General features: G+C 62.6%; 20 protein-coding genes. All 20 read right to left on the minus strand.

Annotated features, from left to right (window positions below; genetic code table 11):
* Nucleotides 1-154 precede the first annotated feature (154 nt).
* Nucleotides 155-1,288: a hypothetical protein gene (locus tag IPF76_RS14115; protein WP_293845238.1), complete on the minus strand. Its 1,134-nt coding sequence runs from the start codon at nt 1,286-1,288 to the stop codon at nt 155-157.
* Entirely contained in the window at nt 1,289-3,205 is a 1,917-nt protein-coding gene (locus IPF76_RS14120; RefSeq protein WP_293845241.1) for a hypothetical protein, read from the minus strand.
* Nucleotides 3,202-4,407, minus strand: coding sequence for a hypothetical protein (locus tag IPF76_RS14125; protein WP_293845244.1), 1,206 nt, complete (start codon nt 4,405-4,407; stop codon nt 3,202-3,204). The genes IPF76_RS14120 and IPF76_RS14125 overlap by 4 nt, the downstream gene beginning before the upstream one ends.
* Nucleotides 4,407-6,131, minus strand: a complete 1,725-nt coding sequence (locus tag IPF76_RS14130) for a tail fiber domain-containing protein (RefSeq protein WP_293845247.1) — start codon at nt 6,129-6,131, stop codon at nt 4,407-4,409. Before IPF76_RS14130 ends, IPF76_RS14125 begins: the two co-directional genes overlap by 1 nt.
* Entirely contained in the window at nt 6,122-6,532 is a 411-nt protein-coding gene (locus IPF76_RS14135; protein ID WP_293845250.1) for a GNAT family protein, read from the minus strand. Before IPF76_RS14135 ends, IPF76_RS14130 begins: the two co-directional genes overlap by 10 nt.
* Entirely contained in the window at nt 6,513-8,084 is a 1,572-nt protein-coding gene (locus IPF76_RS14140) for a hypothetical protein (protein ID WP_293845253.1), read from the minus strand. Before IPF76_RS14140 ends, IPF76_RS14135 begins: the two co-directional genes overlap by 20 nt.
* A gap of 5 nt (nt 8,085-8,089) precedes the next feature.
* Nucleotides 8,090-8,806 carry a hypothetical protein gene (locus IPF76_RS14145; protein WP_293845256.1) on the minus strand — a complete coding sequence of 239 codons (717 nt, stop codon included), beginning with the start codon at nt 8,804-8,806 and terminating at the stop codon, nt 8,090-8,092.
* Nucleotides 8,803-9,384, minus strand: coding sequence for a helix-hairpin-helix domain-containing protein (locus IPF76_RS14150; RefSeq protein WP_293845259.1), 582 nt, complete (start codon nt 9,382-9,384; stop codon nt 8,803-8,805). Before IPF76_RS14150 ends, IPF76_RS14145 begins: the two co-directional genes overlap by 4 nt.
* Before the next feature lie 88 nt (nt 9,385-9,472).
* Nucleotides 9,473-9,958, minus strand: a complete 486-nt coding sequence (locus IPF76_RS14155) for a hypothetical protein (protein ID WP_293845261.1) — start codon at nt 9,956-9,958, stop codon at nt 9,473-9,475.
* A gap of 11 nt (nt 9,959-9,969) precedes the next feature.
* Complete coding sequence (locus IPF76_RS14160; RefSeq protein ID WP_293845264.1) at nt 9,970-10,959, minus strand: phage major capsid protein; 990 nt, start codon at nt 10,957-10,959, stop codon at nt 9,970-9,972.
* Between the two features lie 21 nt (nt 10,960-10,980).
* The gene (locus IPF76_RS14165) at nt 10,981-12,066 is read right to left on the minus strand and encodes a hypothetical protein (protein WP_293845266.1); all 1,086 of its coding nucleotides are present in this window, start codon (nt 12,064-12,066) and stop codon (nt 10,981-10,983) included.
* 376 nt (nt 12,067-12,442) lie between these two features.
* Nucleotides 12,443-13,522: a hypothetical protein gene (locus tag IPF76_RS14170; protein ID WP_293845269.1), complete on the minus strand. Its 1,080-nt coding sequence runs from the start codon at nt 13,520-13,522 to the stop codon at nt 12,443-12,445.
* Nucleotides 13,523-13,930 (minus strand): hypothetical protein, encoded by a 408-nt coding sequence (locus IPF76_RS14175; protein ID WP_293845272.1) that lies wholly within the window; start codon nt 13,928-13,930, stop codon nt 13,523-13,525.
* Nucleotides 13,931-13,955: 25 nt separating this feature from the next.
* The gene (locus IPF76_RS14180; RefSeq protein ID WP_293845275.1) at nt 13,956-14,423 is read right to left on the minus strand and encodes a hypothetical protein; all 468 of its coding nucleotides are present in this window, start codon (nt 14,421-14,423) and stop codon (nt 13,956-13,958) included.
* A 9-nt stretch (nt 14,424-14,432) separates the two neighbouring features.
* Nucleotides 14,433-15,431 carry a choice-of-anchor Q domain-containing protein gene (locus IPF76_RS14185; RefSeq protein WP_293845278.1) on the minus strand — a complete coding sequence of 333 codons (999 nt, stop codon included), beginning with the start codon at nt 15,429-15,431 and terminating at the stop codon, nt 14,433-14,435.
* On the minus strand, nt 15,431-15,817 hold the full coding sequence (locus IPF76_RS14190) for a hypothetical protein (RefSeq protein ID WP_293845281.1): 387 nt from the start codon (nt 15,815-15,817) through the stop codon (nt 15,431-15,433). The genes IPF76_RS14185 and IPF76_RS14190 overlap by 1 nt, the downstream gene beginning before the upstream one ends.
* A 12-nt stretch (nt 15,818-15,829) precedes the next feature.
* Entirely contained in the window at nt 15,830-16,126 is a 297-nt protein-coding gene (locus IPF76_RS14195; RefSeq protein WP_293845284.1) for a fibronectin type III domain-containing protein, read from the minus strand.
* A 73-nt stretch (nt 16,127-16,199) separates the two neighbouring features.
* Complete coding sequence (locus IPF76_RS14200) at nt 16,200-16,730, minus strand: hypothetical protein (RefSeq protein WP_293845287.1); 531 nt, start codon at nt 16,728-16,730, stop codon at nt 16,200-16,202.
* Nucleotides 16,731-16,814: 84 nt separating this feature from the next.
* The gene (locus IPF76_RS14205) at nt 16,815-19,073 is read right to left on the minus strand and encodes a hypothetical protein (protein WP_293845289.1); all 2,259 of its coding nucleotides are present in this window, start codon (nt 19,071-19,073) and stop codon (nt 16,815-16,817) included.
* Nucleotides 19,070-20,541, minus strand: a 1,472-nt coding sequence (locus tag IPF76_RS14210; protein ID WP_293845292.1) for a terminase family protein, incomplete at its 5' end; no start/stop codon positions are given. The genes IPF76_RS14205 and IPF76_RS14210, both read right to left, overlap by 4 nt.

The raw sequence follows: 20,541 nt of genomic DNA on the forward strand, positions 1-20,541 counted from the left end.
AGCTCACTGACGAAGACCAAGCGGCTCGTACCGCCGGAGTCCACTACAAATGCGCGCCGAACCATTCGCGTCGTGCCGCCGGAATCTACAACGGCCAACCGCCGCAGCAATCGGGCGGTTCCGCCAGAATCAACGACGTGAGTACGCGCTGGCATTAGTAGTAAAAAAACACATCGCCAGCCGTACCCGATGGCGTTCCACCTGGATCGGACTGAATCGTGCAATTGAGCACGATCTGACGCTTGGTGTGCGTCAGCGTGGACTTGCGAAAATAGCCATCGGCCCCAGCTTCGACAATGATATTGCCAATAGTCGGAGTCTCCGCGCTTGAACTCTGATTGTAGTAAGACGCGAACAGATACCCATTAACATTCCGCCGCGCTAGCGTACTTACGGTCGCAGTTTCCGCCCCGAGCGCGGCCTGATGCTGCGTGACGTTCGACTGTGCAACTCTCGCGTCCGCAAGAGTCCCAGTGAGCTGGCTTGCTGCAATTGACAGCGCCGCTTGATGCTGTGTTACAGCGGCCGCTGGTACTTGTGCATTGGCAATTGTCCCCGTGAGCTGCGTAAACGCGATCGCGAGCGATCCCTGATGCTGCGTCACGCCGCTTGCTTGGATGCGTGCGTCCGGAATCGTGCCTGCATTCAGGTTGCTGGCGCTCTGGTAGAACGCGCCGCTTTGCCCATCGAGCAGGTCGGCATCGAGTCCGCTACCCGCACCGTCTGCCGTGGTGATGAACGAGACCAGGTTCGCAGGCGTCAGTTCCTCGACATCGCCTGCGCCCGCCGTCACGCGCCCGAGCACACGCGACGTGGCCGACACGTTCTGCATCTTCGCGTAACTCACGGCGTCATTGGCGATCGTGGTCGCATTGCTGCCCGCGCTCGCCGTGACATCGCCGGTGAGCGCCGAACGCTGGATGCCGCCCGTGCCCGTGAACTCGATGCCGCCTGAGACCGTCAGCGCCTCTGGCGCTCCCGTTCCAGCCGTGTCGCGGCCTAGCAGCCTGTCGGTCGCGAGCGACCCGCTCGGCAGATAGCGCGCGTCCGCCGTCTGGCGGTTCAGCGCATCGGTCGCAGCCGTCGCGTCACCGAGTCCCGTCAGGCGCTGAGAGTTGAACGGAATACTAGCCGTCGGCAATCCGGTGCCGTCGCGCAGTAAGCACGTCGAAAGCGCAGCCGCCATGTCCGCGTCCTGCTGATCGAGCTTCGCGATCTCGATCGGCGCGGCGGCGGATTCCGTGGTCCAGTTGTAGACGACGCTATAGGTGCCGGAACTGAATGGCATTTATTTTTCCTCCCTATCACCGTTGACCATTGATGTCGCTGCTACTGCCGCGCCGCCCGAGCGACGGCCATATTGCCCCAATGCGCTCGCAATCGCAGCTCGTCTGCTTCCGCCGCGAAGGTTGTTAAGCGCAAGCGATAATTCAAACGGGTCTTGCAATAGCTTCGACATCTCACCAATGACTTCAGGCGATGCTTGGCTGCGAACTGCACGCGCGAGCGCCTTTGCCGCGCTCATCTTCCAACTGATGAATCCTGGTATCCGGTCAACCCCGTAGCCGGTTTGTTCATCGATCATGGTTGCCAATGGCACCGACGCTTTGTGCTTCGGGGTATACATTTCCTCGGCGCGCACGCGATCTGCCTTGATATCCTTAATCCGGTTGCTATACCTTTCCAATTCCGCCTTGTACCCGGACCCGCCTGCGGCCTCTATCGCATCGTCAATGAATGACTGCGAGGAACGCATTGCGCGGACAAACGCCGCGTCTTTTGTATCCCATCCCTGCTTCTCAAAAATCGTGCTCAACTTTGGCCCGAACGATTTACGCACTTCATCTATCGCCCGCGCGTCGATGCTCCCATCTGGTTTTGTAATTCTGGCAATTTCCTTGGCGAATTCAGCATACGTTTTCGACGCAATTTCATTGGCGTAGTTTCGCGGGTCAGTCATTTTCTCGCCGACTGCACCCACTATTTCTCGCGGGCCAAGCGCAACTAACCCGGTATTCTCTAGCAACTCCTTTTCGAGATTGGCGCCCGCCGCTTGAAGTTTTCGAGCGTCAGCGGCAAACATAGCTTCATCAGCGGCGCCAGCAGCGGACTCCGCGTTAGCGGCATGTTGCGTGTATCGAGCAGGCGGTCGAGGGGTCGCGCCTGCTCCGTGAGATGGAAACGATACCGCATCCTTCGCGAGTCCGAGCGCCCTTGCGATCGGGCCAGTTGGTGCATCTTTGTTCACCGCTCGACGCGCGGACTCCGCAGCAAACGCATCCATCTGTCCTGACAATTGCATGTTTTGGCCCGCTCGGCGCGAACTATCCGATGCTATGTGGGTCAGTTTTCGGAGCCGATCGCTGAAATTATTCGCCTTTTCCAAGATAGCTTCTCTCGCTGCCCCATGAGATTCGCCTAATTCCTTCGCGGCAGTTTCCCGCGCCGCCTCATTGGCGACTTCGCGCCTCGCAAACTCAATTGCCGGGCCGCCTGCACGCGCATCAGCGGAACGTGCGACAGACGCCTGCAACTGTTGCAGCGGAGCGCCTTCTGGCATATCGCCGACAACCTCCGCGGCCGTCGGCTTCACACCATTAACCGGGCTGCGGTAATTGCGCAGCCGGTCGGCGAGGGTTCGTCGTTGTTCATCGGTCCCGGAATATCGGCGTAATGCTCGACCTGCCCTTCGTTCGGCCGCTGACAGCAGCGGAGCAGAAGCAGCGAAAGCCTCCTGACCAAGTTGAACGCCTTTCGCACCGATCGAGACGCCTCCCGATCCTACCGCTTCATTGACGGCCCTTATGATTGGGTTCCGTGTTTGTGGCACGCCCATTTCGTTCAGCGATTGATCGGCTGCTTCTGACAATGTGCGAAGTGGCGCTACGCCAGGCGTCACTATTTGCTCAACAGCGTTGTAGAGGTTAACTCCCATATCAACCGGCAGCGCCGCGAGCTTTGGTATCCCCATCACCAAATCACGCAGCGAGCTAACAACGTCAGAAGCCACGCTTGCGCTTGGAGCAGCATCACCCGCCGTCTCAGCAGCGCCCAATGCGAAGCGGCCTGGGACGCTGCCAAGTGCGCGCTCAGTGGTCGTCGCAGGCACCGGAGCGGGGGCAGGTTGAGACGATGCGGCTCCGGCTGCTTTCGCCTCCAACTCCGCCAAACGGCGCAGGGCTACAAGTTCCTCGCGCGGGGTCATTTGCCGAACCTGTTCCTCAGTTCCGCCAATTCGGCCTGCTCTTGAGGCGTTAACGTAGCATCGCCTGCGTTAGCGTCAGGCGGTGTAGTGTCCGCGCCTTCTCGCTCCATGATGATGTTGATACGGTCGGCAATGCCTTTGATCTGGTTGTCTCTAACCTTCCTCTCCTGAGTTCGCTCCGGGAGCGCGGCCATGAGAGATTGCAATTCAAGGTTCGATTGCGATCCAATGCCAGGGGCACGCAATGCGCTTTGAATCGTCGCGAGAAGTTGCGCTTTCGCGCCGTCAAAGTCCTGCGCCACGGAGCCTATCGCGGGAATGCGGCCCTCTATGAATCCGCCGCCGCCGCCGAGCGTGTTGCTTGTCTCCTGAACACGAGAAAGTGCCCCCAATGCGGCTTGAAGTGAGGCCACTCGACTATTGCGTTTTTCCGCAGCGACCGCATCTTTCGAGGCCGCTGCTGAGTTCTGTCGCTCCGCCTGCGCGTCAACCCTCATGCCCGCAATATCGCGCTGCGTCTGCTGCTGGCCTGATGCGATCTCACGACGCAGCGCCGCACTTTCCGCCGCCGCCGCTGCGCGCTGCTCGCGATCCAACGCCAGGTCCTGCGACCGCATATTGCGTTCCAGAAGGCGCTGCTCGCGATCCAATCCTCGGTCCTGCAATCCGCCTTCAATCTGCAATCGCTTCAGGTCTCGATCCGCGATCACGGATTGGTCAGGCAACAGTCGCGCCAATTGCTGCTGCATGAGGAACTGCCGAATCTGCTGCGGGTCTTGTCCTGCGACGGCGCGCGAGAGCGCCTGACCGCGCGCGGACAGCTCAGGGCGGCCCGTGTCGATGTTCAGCATCTGCTGCGGCTCAGTGCCGGGAATCGGCTGCCCTTGCGCGTCGATCTTCTGCGGGCGCTGGTCCATCGTCAGGTCGTTGATGACGCCTTCGTTCTGGACGCGAGTATTGGCATCGGCTGCGTTTCGAGTCTCGATTGCCTGCCTACCGGCGCGACGCGCTAGCAACGCTTCCGCGAGCTGTGTGAGCCCCTCGCCAATGCCGTACTGCGCTTGCACGCGACCGCCCGGCGCTGGCCCTCGCTGCCGTGCAGCCATCTCCTGCAACGCCTTCGCATAGGCTTCGCGGCGCGCGACATCGGCATAAGCGTCATCAGGCTGCGTGTCGCGAAATAGCTCGATCTTGCGTGCCATCAGTACAACTCCCGCAAAGCCTTCGACATGACCTTGCTGTAGTCCACTGCCTTAAAGCCGTTCGACATCTTGAACACGGCTGACGGATTCGTCTTTTCGACTTCCTGCGCCATGACGCCGGTGTACGTCTTGCCGGGCTCGTCCTTGTATTCATAATCGTAAACGCCGGTGCCATCAGGAAGTGATCCGACCTGATCAACATTAGTCTTCAGTCTCTCGTCTGAGAATGCGAGCGCGGCGCCACCGAGTCCGAACAATCCACTCATCAGCGCGTTATTCTGCTGCTGGCGCGCATTCCAGATGTCCATCTGCTGCCCGTAGTTCTGATTGATGAGTCCGGCGATGTCCGTCGGGTTCGTCATCGAGTTCTGCGGGTTCTGGAACTGCGGCTGCGCGACCTGCGCCGACGAGCGCAGCGCGTTGTACTCGTTCAGCGGCTGATTGCGCAGCGAGAACAGCTCGTTGAGCCCCTGCCCGCGCGCTTGGTTCGCGAACTGCGCATTGAGCATGGCATCGCGGTTCGCTTGAGCCGCTGCGCTATTCGCAAATTCACCACCTGAGAGAGCCTCACCGAACCCTTGGCCGCGCGCCTGATTGGAGAACTGACCGGCAAGCAGCGCATCGCGGTTGGCGGCCTCCGCGCTCTGATTGGCGAACTGCCCGCCAGTCACCGCCTCGTCGAACCCTTGGCCGCGCGCCTGGTTCGCCGTTCCCGTGCGTGCGAGGGCTTCCGACAAGGCTTGCTGGCGCGCGTTGTTCGTGAAACCCGCGCCGGTCGTGCGCTCGCCGAACAGTTGCCCACGGTTCCCCTGCGAGATGCCGGCCAGTCTCGACAGTTCGTCGCCACCACCAATGATCGCGGCGTCTCGCGCGCGATCGTAGTCGAAACTGCGCGCGCGGTTGGACGTGTCCATCGCGTTGTTGAACGCCTCCGAGCCCTCGACGACGCCCATGTTGGCAAGGCGCGTGCGCTCGGCGCTCTCGCGCTGCTGCCATTGCGGGTCGAGGTAGGCGGCTTGACGGTTGTAGAGCGCGTCCTGCGTCTGACGACGCGCGCCCTCAAGATCGTTCGCGCCATACAACTGCGGCAGCCCTTGCGTGTCGATGCCACCGACGAGGCCCGGCCCCTGCACGTTCAGATCGCTCTGTAGAGCAGGCAACCCGTTCGTGTTGAGGTTGCTCTGATAGCCCTGCTGCGCCACGTTGCTCTGCAACCCCGGTAATGCGCCCGTGTTGAGGCCAGACTGATAGCCCTGCTGCGCCACATCAGAGCGCAGAGCAGGCAAGCCAGAAGTGTCCATTGGCTGGCCGAACGTGTCGGTGACGCGACCGAGCATGCCCTGCGATGCCTGCCCGAATGCGAGGTCATTCGCGTTGTAGATATCAAGCAGCTCCTGCTGCTTCGGATCGAGGCTGATCGTCTGGTCGTAGACGGTCGCGCCAGTGGTTGGGTCGGTGCGCCCGGCGAAGGTCTGCTGTCCCCACGGCGTATAGGTCGCGCCGTGCGTGATCGCGTTATTGAACGCGGCCGTGTCGCGGTTCATCTGCGTCTGCGCTGCGGCCGTCACGTTGGGATCAGGAGGCGGCGGCGGTTTGCCGCCTTTCTTCGCCAGAGCGATCGCGCCGTCATACCACCGCCACTCTGACGCGCCCTCGTCGGTCACGTACCGGCCGATGTTCTCGTCCCATACTGAGACGGACTTCGTGTAGATTTTCACAGCCATCTGCAATCCTCGCGAAGCATCCCGTAGACGATCACATCGTCGTCCGGCAGGGCATGTCGCATGTAGCCTTCACGCCGAAAGCCGATATGCTCGTCGAAGCGTTGCGCCGCGACGTTGGTCGCTGGCACAAAGCCTGAGACCCGGCGACAGCCGAGTTGGACGAAGGGATATCGGAATGCCGCCCGGAGGTAGCTTCGGGACAGCCAGTTTGCGCCGACACCTGCAACATGCATGGCGATGTCGGCGCCTGAGTAAAGGTTATACACCACGCCCGCGATCAGGTCACCATCCTGCTCGTAGCCGATCGCAACGTACCACTCCCCCCATGACGGAACGTGCGGTATCAGAGCCTTCGCGAACTCGCCGACGCGCTCTTTTTGGTCAAGGACCAAACGACGCATTTTCGTATACGAAGTCGCTTGCCGCCCACGTCATCTGCACATCATCAGTCCGCGCTCGCAGCCGAGGCGCGATCGCGGAGCCGAACCCCTGCACTGTCCGCCAGTCCCGCAGCACAACCGCCGCGCCGCTCCATGTGACATCCCATATGCCGCCCCACGGGTCGCCGCCGCCAGCGCCAGTTTGCAGGAATACGGTCGGCTCATTGTCGCCATAATCTACGTCCACACCGAGAGCCACGTCCGACACGCCATCGGTTGAGAAGATCGGTCGCATCAGGTGAACTTGCACGTTCCTGCCGCGGCCACCGAAATAGTTGAATGCTTGCTTGCTGCTCGCCGTGATCGCAATGCCCGCGTCAGAGTAAGCGCCAACTTGGTCCGCCTTCGCGAGCACGCCGTCGCCACCCCAATAGAGTTGGTCGCGAACAACCTCGAAGGAGAAGCCGTTCCAGCCGATATACCGGCACCATGCGCCAGTCTGCACGTTCATCACGTACTGGCGCGATTCGACGTTCTCATTCGTCGGCACATTGAGGATCAGTTTGAACCCGGTCGGATGCAGCGTGAGCCCCCACCCTTGCCGAGCGCCATGGATCGAAACATCGCCGTTCACCAGGTTCCTGATTTTGTCCGACACGGCAACGGTCTGATCGCGCGTGTTCTGACTGATCGCGCGGCGTAGCGGTAGGATGCCGTCCGCGCAGATGAGCAGCGCGTCGGCCCCCCACTTGCACCATGCCCTGTTGCCCTTGATGACAGGACGCCCGACCCTGAACTGCGCGACCCGCGACCACGATGCTGCCACGGCGGGGTCCGTGCCAGAGAACGCCACGATCTCGCCTTCGGTGGACACGAACGCGATGTAATCAGCGAGTGCATTCGTCGCGTCGGTGATCGTGATGATGCTGTTGAGCGTCCCGCCCAATGCGAACAGGCTCGCGAGGTTCAGTTCGACCGTCGCGCCGGTGATCGAGTTGACGGGCAAGTACCGCACACGGAGCGAGTTCTTCACGCCGAACCAGAGACGCTCTGCATAGACACCTACCGTGAAGAAGTCGGCAGGCGTCCCGCCCGTCATCGCCGACGCGATCCACGTCGTGCCGTCGTATTGCAGCGGCACATCGGCGCCGTTGACGAGCGACAGAAACTGCCCGCCAACTGTGCCGAAGTTCACATAGTCATAGCGGCAGTTCGTGATGGCCTGAACCGCTGGCCCGCTCCCGCCGACGACAGCCGTACTGAGCGCGCCGCCCGACGTGGCTTCCATGATGGAGTTCGTAGCACCGTCCACGGCCGCGAACACCTTGGTCGCAGTCAGCCCGTTGTAGGCGATGATGGACTGACACACGCCGGAGAACGTCGCGAACGCGGTGTACCCCCGGCGCACCGCCACGTCGGTCGTCTGCGGGAACCAGTTGTCCATCTGCAACGCATCGGTGCCCTTCATGTTGGCAACCGAGTCTCGCGCATTGAGTCCGCCGATCGGCGATGGGAGCGACAAGGATTGCGATTTCGCGGCGCCGGGTCTACGCGAAAGGACGGCCTGACGCATCTGCGTCAGCTCCCGATCAGACGCGGGATTGCCATCGGGATGTCATCGTTGAACACGCCCCCGCCGCTAAGTGAAAGTGTCGGCTTTGTGCCGTCGCGGGCCATGGCATCCGCGACCATACGCTCGTAGGAGGCGAAGTCCTCGGCATACTCCATGCCTTTCGCCTTCCGCCACCGCCACACGACACCCATGAGGATGATTTCGTCATCGAGCAGGAGAAGGTCGGTGTCCGCGACCGCGTTGCGACGATAGGTCACCCCGAGCGAGTCCGTCATGGTGCTGCGCGTGACGTACTCGAATGCGCAGGTCTGCCCCGCAGTCGGCGCGGGCAGGAACAGCAACTCGTTGCCGCGTATGCGGTACTCGCTGTAGGGCGACGTGATCGACACCGCCTCGTATCCTTGCCACGTTCGCCCGCTACGAGGCCCGTAGACGGGTTCGCGCGAAGTGCGGTTCCATATCGTCTCGTTGACGATGTAGCGCAGTTCGCGTCCACCTGTCAGAAGGCTCGCCAATGTGCCTTGGGATTGCGTTGCAACGGTTGTGAAGGTCTGCTCGAACGTGAGCGCCTGCCATGGGTAGCGGCTGCCGAGCTCGCGACATTCGTTGTTCAGCAACTCGACGAGTTGCACCACCTGAACGTCGGTGGACGCGAGCGCGACGTTCGGCGTCGGAATGCCGACTGTCTTCGTCGCTCGCTGAATGACTTCCAGCGCGTTCACTTCAGCTTCTTCGCCTCAAGTGCGGCCAGGCGCGTTTCCAGCGACTGGATGCGCCCGTCCCTATCATCGAGTTCCGCACGCAGCGCCGCCACTTCCTCGGCGTTCACGCGACCGTCCTTCGCGTCGAGCCATGCTCGTGCCTTCTGCTGCAACCCGCGTGCGCCCATGCCGATGCGACCGAGTGCTTCTTCGTTCGCCGCCGCCAAGTCCTCGACGGACTGGATACCGACCGCGATCATGCCTTCGGCGAGCGCGCGGTTCACCGCGGGCCACTCTCGCAGCGGGAAGCCATTGACCGGGCCTTCCATGCCCTGCTTCCATGCCTCGTACTGCGCGCGGTAGGACTTCGCCCACTCCCCGGGCAGCCGGTTCATGGTGGCGAGATTGTCCTGCTGAGTCAGCCACTCCGTCGCGATGAACTCAGGGCCATCCTTCGAGCCGATCTGGCGAACCGTGACCATATGCTGAGATTTGAGCACGAGATGCCCGGCCGCGATGGTCGCGTTGCGATCCTCGACGGACATATCGTGGAAACGAAGGAACGGCGGCCGCTCCGGCCCCATCTGTGCGAGTGGCATGGTCTGGCTCCAACATCGCCGCTCATGCGCGGCAGCGGGATCGTAGCACCAAAACCGGCGAGAGCCGAAGCCCTCGCCGGTTACGCCATTACAGCGTGCGACCCACTCGCGGCCAGTTGATCCAGCCAGCCGTGACACCCGCAGACGCGCCGGTAGCCACGTCGAGCACGATGCCCTCGATGACTTCCGAGCCTGCCGTCGCATCGTCGTCAACCTGACCGGCCGTGGCCGTCGAGTTGAGGTTGGTGTAGGCCGCTGCCAGCGCAGCCGTGCGCACTGTGCCTGACCCGTAGACCTGAAGCCAGCCGTAGTCGGCCGACGCGAAGGCAACGCGAGCGACGCCCACTGACTTGCCGGCACCCGTGCCGGGCGCAGTCGTGGTCGTTGTGGACATCACCGCTGCGAACGTGGACGAGTCGATGTCACACACGTAGCCAGCGCCAGTGATGGCCGCGCCGGCCCGCACGTAGATGTAGCTCTTGGTGCCGGTGTCCGATGCCTGAGTCGCGACCGTGCCGAGCGTGAACTGCGGCGTGGTGTGCGTGTCGGTCGGGCGAATTCCTGTCGTGAGCATGTTGGTTCTCCTTACGCCTTGACGACGCCCTGACGCTTGCGATTGCTGATCGTCAGGTTGCACTGGTGGATGATCGGAATCACGATGGCGTCTTGGTTGATCGCCCGCATCTCCGGCATGATCTCCATGTCGGCGTCCTGATGCACCACGACCGACACGTAGTCCGTGTTGACGAAGTACATGTGGGCCGATGGGATGCCGGAAGCCGCTGAGTCGAAGAACACGTCCGCGTTCTTGTACTTCATCGACACCATGCCGCCGCGCCCGGTATCTTCCGGCGCGTACCGCTTGAGCGATGTCTGCGACTGCTCGAAGAACGTGAAGTAGTCCTCGCTCGCCACGATGAGGTCCACCACATCCGCACCGCGAGTCGTGCGCAGATACAGCGGGAGCATCAGCGACTCAATCGTGGTCGAGGACGGCGTGATCGCGCCGCCGCCCTGGATCGGCGCCGCTGCGGACTGCAACGTGCTCTGCCAGAACGGGAACGCCGACGAGTCGATGCCGCCGACGGTGCCCGTGCCCGCATCGGAGATGAGCGACTGCAAGCCGCCAATCTGGTTCGACAGCGACCCGGACGAGTAGAAGTCCTCGGAGAGGTTGTTTGCGAGCGTGCGCTGCGCATTCGTGATGCGCGCCTTGACGAGATTGACGATGCGGTTCTCGCCGCTGTTGCTGCGGATTTCGAGACCGCTCGCGGTGACGTGAACGGCCTGCTGGCGCCACGGGAACTCCGCCGCCGACAGGACATCCGACGCGGACGTGTTCAGCGGGTCATATCCGCTGTACCGCTGGTACGTCGCATTCTCGGCGTAGTCCAGCGGCTCGACGATCGACAGTCCGCCGTCCTCGCGCCGAACGCGGCCCTTCTTGGTGACGCGCCGATACAGCGCGTTGTGCTCGGACACGTTGTCGGCAATGAGCCGCTTGTGGTTGCGATATGTGGTCGTCACCAGTTCGGTGAACGTCGTGAACAGTGTGCTTTGCCCAGGCGATGCCATGGTGGACTCCTAGCGTTGCGGTTACGACGACATGAGCCTGCGATATTCATCGCGGATCGTGTCTTCCATCGAGCCCCGCTTCGGCGCGGTAGGAGTCGTCCCACGACGCGCGACGTTTGTTGAGGCGGCCTTTCTGGCGGCAGCGGCCTTTGCTGCATCGTCCTGCGAACGCTTCTGTGCCTGTTCGGCGAGAAGTTGTTCGCGAACGTCAGGAACCATCCAAACCGCCTTGTCGTAGGCTTCGTCCAGCGTGGTTGCCTGTCCAGAACCGATCAGTTGAGCCATCGTTTCCTGAACGGCTGCGAAGTGGTTGCGCCCTTGGCTTGAAGCGAAGCGCGCGACTTCGGAGGTCGCGTTCTCGGATTCGATCTGCGCAGACTTCTCGGCCTGCTGTCGGACCATCTGCTCGATGCTCTGTACCCGTTGTAGTACGGGCGACAGGTCCGGGGAGATGGCCTGCGTCGTTGCCTCTCCTGTCGAGGAAGTCGCGGACGACGCGGCGATATCTATACCGTACTGCCGCGCGATATTCAATAGCACCTGTCGTTTCTGGTCCGGCTGTCCGGTCGCCAAGGCGGCCCATGTGGACATCATCTCGCGCGTGAGCTGCTGCGGAGTGATGCCGACCTGGCGCATCATCTCGACGTGCGGCAGCATCTCCTGACCGATCGCGCGCCCGAACGCGGCAGGTTCCTGATACTGGCGGATGCCCTCGAAGAAGTTTTCCTCCCGCCGCTTGATCTCGGCCTTGATCGCCGGGCTGACGCCCGCCCATTCGCCGTGGGCCTCTTTGCGCCATGTCTTGGGGTAGTCGTCGGTCGCAGCGGGCGGCGCAGCGGCGGTCATCGGCGGGGTATCCTCGACCTTCGCAGTGGCGCTAGCTTCGTCAGTCGTGGCTTTCGCGAACTTGCCATCAGGGCTGCGCGCGCGGGCGGGCGCTGCGGCGGTCGTGTCGTCGCCGGTGTCCGCGTTCTCCGAGGATGTCAGTCGGCGATATTCATCGCGAATGGTGTCCTCCATTGACGGGCCATCGCTGCTCGGCGTCTCGTCGGTCGGCTTGTCGTCCGTGACGGGCTGCTCAAGAGGTCGCTCTTGTTCCGTTTCCATGTTCATCACTCCAATGTTCGCCGTTGTGCTGGTGAGAGTTGGTGGTAGGCCCGGCGCGCTGCCTCATCTAACCGTTTCTCGGATTTGTCCTCGGCATACTTGCGCTGACGATCGGCTTCTCGCTTCTCGTTCTCCATGCCCTCCCATGGGCGCGAGTGCGTGCGCGCCAGGTCATCTCTGCGCGCTGTGCGGCCCTCTACCCATTTGCCGTTGACAGGCGAGACGTATCCCTGCAAGTCGCCCTGCACATACGATGGGCGTATTTCGAGACTCATGCGCTCGCCGCAGCAAAACGGGCCATCGTGGCGCTGCTCGACGGTCCTGAATGCATCGTCCTCGTTCCCACATGCAGCGCATCCATAGGCGTAAAGCGGCATTACAGCAACCTTTCGAGTAAGGCCGCAATCATTGTGGCCTCGTGAAATTGCTCCAATTCTGACAATTCCTCGCGCAACATGCGAAGGGATGTCTCGACCTCGACGCCAACGCTGTCCATGGCGAGCGCGCGACGCGCTGCGATGCGCGGTAGCTCGTCTTCGCTTGTGCCTGGCGCTGCCAGCCGGGCAAGCGCCGCGGCGGCGCGCGGAGCCATCTCTGGCGATTCCGTCAGTTCCCGGTAGATGCTGCGGATGGATTGTTCGAGCCGCAGTTCCTCGCTTCGTTTGATCGTTGAACGCTTCTGGTCCCATCCTCGATGCCCGCGATCTCGCGGTACGTCGTCGCCACCGACCTTGGTGGGCTCCTCGATCGGTGCGCCGCCGCGCGCCGTAAGGATGATCTGCCCGATGGACCGCGACAGTGCGCCCGAAAGCGTCAGCGTCCCCGCGCCCGCGAGCGTGATCGGCGCCATCGTCTGCGCCAACTGCCCTGCAAGCGCCAGCGCACCCGTTGCGGACAGCCCGATCGTGCCGATCGACTGCGAGAGTTGGCCGGTGCCGACGCCCGCCAGTTCCCCGGTCGCCGACAGCGTGATCGGGTCGATCGTCTTGACTAGCGTCCCGACGATATCGAGGTCCGCGGCACTCGATAGGCCGATCGTGCCAACACTTGCCGACAACGATCCGGCGATCGGTAGCCGTCCGGTCGCGGACAGCGTGATCAGCCCGATAGACTGGCTGAGCGTGCCCGTCGTCCCGGACGCGCCCTGCGCACTGAGCGTGATCGCACCAATCGGCTGCGAGAGCTGGCCGGACAGGTCCAGCGCACCTTGCGTCGACAGCGCAATCGTGCCGATCGAATTGGACGCGGTCCCGGTGATCGTCAGCGTCGAGGCCGACGCAAGCGTAATCGCGCCAACGGACTGCGCGAGCGACCCGACAATCGCCAGCGCTCCGCTCGACGAGATCGTGATCGTGCCGATCGACGCGCTTAGCGTGCCCGTTATTCCGGTCGCCGCCGCGCTCGGCACCCACCGACGGCGCTGCGGCTGCCGCCATGCTGGCAGCCGGTACAGCATTTACGCTCCGGGCGCGGTCAGCGTGAACGTCGTGATCGTGAACGACTGCCCCGACGCGAAAACTGCATTGTCTACAGTCAAATCGCCCCCGCCGCCCGTTGCGGTGACGGTGCCCTGCATGTGGCAGGTCGTGCCGGCACTATCGTACAGCCGAAAGTGTGCGGCCGTGCCTGCCGCATCCGCGCTCGCGTCCTGCCATGTGCCGGACAGAGCCTTGCTGCCGCTCGACGCTGCGGCCATCCAGTCGGACGGCAGGTTCAGCGTCGCAAGTACAGTGCCGCTGTCAGCCGTCGCGCAAGTTGCTGGAGCCACCCCGGTACGAATGCGAAGAATCGCGCTCGCGCCGACGGTCGTTTCCAGTTGATCGAGCAGAGCGTTGCGATAGCCCGTTGAAAATTGCAGTGCCATTTTGAGTGTCCTTTGTCAGATAATTTCAGCCGAATTCCTCTACCCACAGCGTGCCGCCGAGCGTGAGCGAATCGGCCGGCGCCGCAGGAATCTCGATCGTCCAGCGCCGCGCGCCGGTGAAATCGAACGTGTAACTAGGCGGCAGCCAGAAGTCGCGATCCACGCGGATGTTCCAGCCCATCTCTGCATGCACGACGATCGTGCCGGCAGTCGCCTGGGTCGTGTCGTTGATGCGCGCGGTGAACTGCGCAGCCGCGTCCGTAGCATTCACCGGAATCGGCGTCGGTGCCGTGCCGCCGCTGCCCACGGTCGTTTGCCCCGACCGGATGCGCAGCCGCACGATCTCCTCGGCCGCGTCGCCGACATCAGATGTCTGGAAGATGTGCAGGCCCGCAAGCCGCGTCGGTCGATTCGTCCCGCTGACGATTGCCCACAGGTCTTGTACTGCGGTCAGTCCGGCCGGTGCAATCGGAATGGTGTAGATCCTGCTCATACATGTACCTCAGAAGTGATAGAGGACGTTCGGGCCGCGCGTGCGGGGAATCAGTAGACTCGTCGCCGAGGCGGCGGACTGATATTCAAACGGCCCGATGTCGAACGTCGCGCCGCGCGCGTTGCCGAGAATGTCTGTCGTGAACGTCCCGGACAGGTCGTAGCCCGCATTGATCAGTGCCGACGAGGCACCGATGTCGAAGTTCTGCGAACCGGCCGTGACGTTCGTGAAGTAGGCGCCGGCAGATGTGCTGTAAGCGACCGTCGAGCCGTGCGTTCCGTCCTCGCTCGCGTTGTTCGATGCCGTACCGGGCGCGGCGCTGAAGTCGGGATTCGTGTTGCCGCCAGCGTAGCAATTGCGAGCGGTCGAGGTGCCGGACGAGAACAAGAAGCCGTAGTCTGCGTTGGCCGCGGCAAGGCAGTTGTAGTAGTACACCTCTGCCCCGTTGCCGGCGTCCTGCATCCGAAAGCCACTCGCGCTGTTCCCGTATGAAATGCAGTTGGTCCACGTGACACGGCCGCCGAGTACGCGAAAACCGACTGACGCGCTGCCGCAGTCATACGCGATGCATGAATCCACTCGCAGATCAGACGTGGCCGGGGAACTGGAATCGAACATGATTCCTTCCTGGTTCCACGTGCCGTTGTTCCGATTGCGGAACTGTATTCCCTCGATCCTGACGTATGACTCGTAACACCAGAGTGCAGACGATGTTGCACTCGGGTCTAGCCGGTATCTCGATGTGTCCCACCGTCCGTTATGCCGATTCGCCTGCGTCGTGCGGATGAGGATGTAGTTCGAGGCTGATGTAGTCCAACCGTCGAGATCAAGACGCGAGGTATCCGCCGCGCTGCCCTCGCAGATGACTTCCTCGACTTCCGACAAGACCGCCTGCCGAGCCGCCTCCCATTCCGACAATGACGCATAAGCGCGATTGGCGCCGCTCGTCGCGTTCGTCGTGCCGTCGCCACCGGCGGTGCTCGCTGTGTTGACGTAGCGCGTTTGCACTACAGCCCCGCTCGCGTGAGCTTGTCGCGGATGTAATTGCGCGCTTGCGCGAGCGTGACAGACAAGTACCGATCCCGCTGCAACGCCTGTCTCGCAGCGGCCGGCAAGTCGGCAGGATTCAGGCCGAACTTGCGCCGCCGCGTCACCCGCGCATCCGGCGTATCGGCCGTGCGCTCAGGCTCAAGCACTCGCTCGACCTGCGCCTTGCGAGCGCCCTCGACGCGAATCAGATACCACGGCGCCTGCACGGGGTTCTTGATTAGATCGCCGTCGTGCGCGTCGTCCTCGTGAACGGCCACGATGTCACCACGCTTGTAGCACCCGCGTTGATCTTTCTCGGGGTCTGCGTGACTCGCGTCGCGATCAATGAGTACGAGGATCGCCATTGCACTGTTGTCTCACACCGTCGCCGTGAACGTCGCAATCACCGGCGCGCTCTGGTCGAGGATCTGCGCGCTGCTCGTGACCGGATCGGACGCGGCACCGACCTTCGGAAAGCACGTCAGGCGAAAGTTGTACGTTCCGGGATCGGTCACATCGATCGTGTATTCGAGCGCCGTTGCGCCTGGCGCGGGAATCGCCGAGAAGTCCGGCGCGCCATCGACCTGCATCTCAAGCGTGTAGTGATCGACCTCGGTCGCGGGATCGAACGGCCGGCCGGACTTGCGCTGCGAAATGGACCACGTGAGTTTCATCGCACCACCCTGAAATTTGAAATGACCGGCCCGCTACGGCCGGATAGACGTTCGAGGATCCACCACCACAAACTCATGCGGCACACTGCGCGAACACCACGCGGGGTTTCACGTTGCCGTACCACGTCACCGCAGCGCGCGGCACGGCATACCGGCCGTTCACCGACTGCGCCGGATCGCACGCGGTCCCCGCAGGAACCGTTCCGACCGGCAACAACGCCACGGCATCATCCGTGCCGATGAACTGGTAGACCACCAGCGCAGCCACGGTCAGATTCCCCGGTGGATTCGGCGGCGCTTGCAGAATCGTCTTGCTCACCGCATTCGTCGGCGCAGACTCCAGTCCCGCGACCGTGCGCGAGTACGCGCGAAAGCACCACACGCCCGCCGCCAGTCCCGTGATCGTGTACGTCGTGGCAGGCGTTGCGACGATCTGCTGGCCCGTCGCCGTGCCGAAATCGCTACCGCTGCAAGTGCCCCACTCGACCCGCGTCGCTGCGAGACTCGTCGGGCCACTCGCCGCAATCGCCGACCCGTCGGTATTTTGCGTAGCGAGAGTCCACGTCAGCGCGGCGTCGCCGGCGATCGCTGGACTCGCGCTCACGCAGAGCGCGATAGCCGCCAGTGAAGCGATACACCCGGCCCAAGATGACCAACTCAAGCGTCGTGATACACAACTTCGCATCACTCAATGCCTTACCGCTTGTGAATTGCCGGTCCATTGCTTGCCGCCCGGTCCGGTGAGCGTGACCGTTTTGGGCGCGGTCATCGCTTCGATCGCGGCGCCGAGCTGAGCGCCGTTGGCTTGAACGGCCGACAGAATCGCCTGACTTGCCTGCTGGCTCTGTTGCGCGATCTCCATGAGCGCCGCTTGCAGCGATTGCATGGCCTGTTGAAGCATGGCTTGGGTCTGCTCGGTGGCAGACGCCATCGCCTGCTCGACGGCCGCTTGTGCGGGCGGCACGGCGGTCGCCTGATCGGCGCGCGCGCGCTGCGTATCGGCGTCCCCTGAAAGTTCTTGTACGCGCTGCTGCGTGAACTTGAGCGCCTGTTCGAGCATCAAGCGGTGCTGATCCGAGACGCTTAACTGTTGCTTGTGCAGGTCGTCTTTGCCCTTGGCAATCTCCTGCCTTCCAGCGTCGAGTTCCTTCCTCTGTTCAGGCGTCATGTCCTCACCCGTCTGATTCTGCGGCGGTGGCTGCTCGATGGTCTGCAAAGCGTCCTCGACGGCCGTTCCGAGACGCGCGCGCCGCGCGATCGCGAGCGCCACTTCCTTCGGAACCTCGACCGGCAGAAGTCCGGCCTGCACGGCTGGCGCGGCTCCCGCCATAAGCTGGCCGATCGCTTCCGTCACTTCCGCAAGACCCATCATGTCGGCCTGCAATGCGTCCTTCACCGTGCTGTCAGTCTCGATGTCGATGCGATACTGCCTCAATCCATCCTGTCGAAGCAAGCCGATGACATCTTCCCACGAGGGCTTGGCGAGCATTTCCTGCAACTGCGGCGGCGGCGGCGGCGGCGGTTGGCCCTGCGTCTGCGCCTGTTGCGCGGCTTGCTGCATCATGGCTTGCGCCCGCATTTTCTGCTGCTGCGTCGGCAACTGAACGCCAGTGATGGCGGCGAAACGCTCCTGGTCGTACCGCTGAGCGTATATTTCCGCTTGAAGCCTCATCGTGTCGCGCAGGAGACGCTGAATCTCCTTCTGCATTTTCTGCAAGCGCATCGTGCCCCATTCGCTCTTGAGTTTCTGCGCCGTAGCAGTCTCAGAGGCGGACGTGCTGCCTCGAATGATGTCGCTGATGCCGGTGATCTCGTAAATCGTCTGCTTGATCTGATCGCGTGAGGCGTACAACGCCACCAGCACGCGCTCCAACTTGTCGATCGGCATGATCCAGATGGACTTCTCCAAGCCGCCCATGTCGGCCATGCCGGAGAGGTTCTGAACGGGGATCATCTGATTGTCACCGGCTTCGATGACTGCGGCCAAGTCCGTCTGCGATCCGGCATAGGCACCGCGAACTTTCAGGGCATCGACGATCTTGTTGATCCGTGTCGAGACGCGGTTCAGTTCCTTCGCCTGTTCTTTGTACAAGCGATACAGTGGTATCGGCAGCAGCGATCGAGATTGCACGATGGAATAGGCGGGTCGCGCCATGGGGAAGAAGCCCGTCAGCCCGAGCGGGTCGTCCTCCTGTTTGAGTGGGCCTTCCTTGTAGCAGGGAGCTATGAACAGTGCACGGCGGGTCGGCTTGTCCCAAATCTCCCACACGCGCGTCGTCTGAAATAGCTCGCGCTCCTGCTTCTCGCTCAACTTGTCAGTATTCTCGCCGTCGCCGTATTCCAGTTTGTCCGCCATCTCCTGTCCGAACGTCTCCTGAGCCGTCTCGCGCGACATATCGTGCGCGAACGCGACCCATTGCACGTCGTCCCACCGCTTGCCGGGTCCGCGCGCGAACTCGTCCCACTGAACGTGCTCCCACGGCACCAGCTCGTCGAGCACCTTGTCGCCGTCCATCAGCGGGATGTAGCGCACGCGGATCACGCCGCGGCCGGGCAGCAGCATGTCGAGCACGGCGTCCTGCGCGATCTTGTAGGCGTCGTACTGGTCCTGCTCGTAGCTCAGCGTGCGCTCGATGATCTCCGACGCCTGCTTGCCCACCGGGTCCGCATCGCGGAACCTCCTGCGCACGTCGGGTGTCGGCAACGAGTTGAACACGGCCGGGGCCAGCGTGTCGGTGTTGCTCCACAGAATGTTGAACGAGCTGTTGGCGGTCTTCTCCGCCTCGTACTTCGACCAGACGTCCTTGCCTTCGTCGCGCCACGCTTTCTCGGTGCGTTTCGCGACATCCAGTTCCGCGAGCCATCGCCTGACGATGCCCTGTGGTGTGCGCTCCATGCTCTGCGCGGTCTCGCGCTCCGTGACGGCCTCGCCCTCGTAGTCGCTCACGCCTCTGCCTCAATGCGCGCTTTGCGCCGCTGCGCAATGATCTCGTTGATCGTCATGTTCGTGCGGCCCATCATCGCTTTCTTCGGCTCGTGTCCTTCAACCGATCGCATCCAGGGGCGCGCAAGGCAGCCATAACGGATCGCGTCACCCGAGTGATCCTCACCGTCCGTGTCCACATCCTCCGGCCGCATCACGTCGTGCTGCAACGCCGGTATCGTGCGAATAGAATGCACACAGGTCGAGAAAAATATCAACATCGCTCGCCCGTCGCCGTCCCCGCGCAGTCGCGCGCGCACCTGGTCCCACCCGCTCATCGCCCCGCGCGGACCGACGCGCGTGTTGTCGGCGCGGTGAAAGTGAACCCCCCGCGCCGCCATCCTCTCCGCAATCGACGGCCCGCCGTGGTTCGCAAACGCCGCAGGGTCCAGCACCGAAAAGTCGATCTTCTCCGCGCTGCCCTCCCGATCCCGTATCCCTTCCGCTACTTCCTCCGCCGTGAGCTTCAACCCCGTGTCCGCCTTCCACTGCCCGCTCGGCGTCGTCGCAATCCCGTACCACTCCCGGTACACCACCAGCGCCCCGCGCGCAAACTCCGGCAAACTCCCGTCGCTCACCGCCATCCAGTACACCGCAAACGGCTTCGCACTCCCCCAGTCCGCCGCCCGGTACCTCACCCACTCCTTCGGCAACTCCCGCGGCGACACCACATGCCTCTCACTCCCCCACTCCTCGAAAAACGCCCCCTCGATCACCGACCAGTCCCCGTGCAACCACGCCTTCACCAGCGTCGAACTCCCCTGCATCTGCAAATTCGCTACGTAGTCGTCCGGCAAATGCGGGTTGTCCTTCAAAAGCGCCGGAATGAATACCCGCTCCCTCTCCACTACCTTCCCCGTGAACGGATTCTCATACCGCTCCATCAGAACCTTCATCCCCGCCGGCCACGGGTCAATGTACCTCTGCTTCACCCATAAATGCCCCGGACCTCCCGGATTGCCCGTCGCCCGAAACCCTACCTCCACACCCCTCGAACTCCTCAACGTCGCCATCAACTTCATCACCGGATCAGCACGCGGAAAATTCGACAACTCCTCCACATAGACCCTGCTGTACTCGTGCCCCTGATACGCCTCCGCGTCCGCATCACTCTCCAAATACGCAAACCTCAACTGCGCACCGTTCCCCATCGTCCAATACTTGTCCGCTTCGTGATAAACCGCACCCAACCTCCCATATAACTTCTTGCTCTCGTCTATCATCTTCACTAACTGCGTCCGCTCCCGCCTCACCACCAGACCACTCGCCTCCCTCCCCCACCTTTGCGCATGATTCAGCCACTCCCCCAACATCCCCGCCGTCTTCCCACCTCCCCTCGCCCCTCCGTAAAAAACCTCAAATACCGGACACCCTATCATCCAACTCTGCGGACCCGCGTTCGGACGCCAGATTACTTCCTCGACAGACTCGT

Source organism: Sphingopyxis sp. (assembly GCF_016704835.1).
Lineage (GTDB): Bacteria > Pseudomonadota > Alphaproteobacteria > Sphingomonadales > Sphingomonadaceae > Sphingopyxis.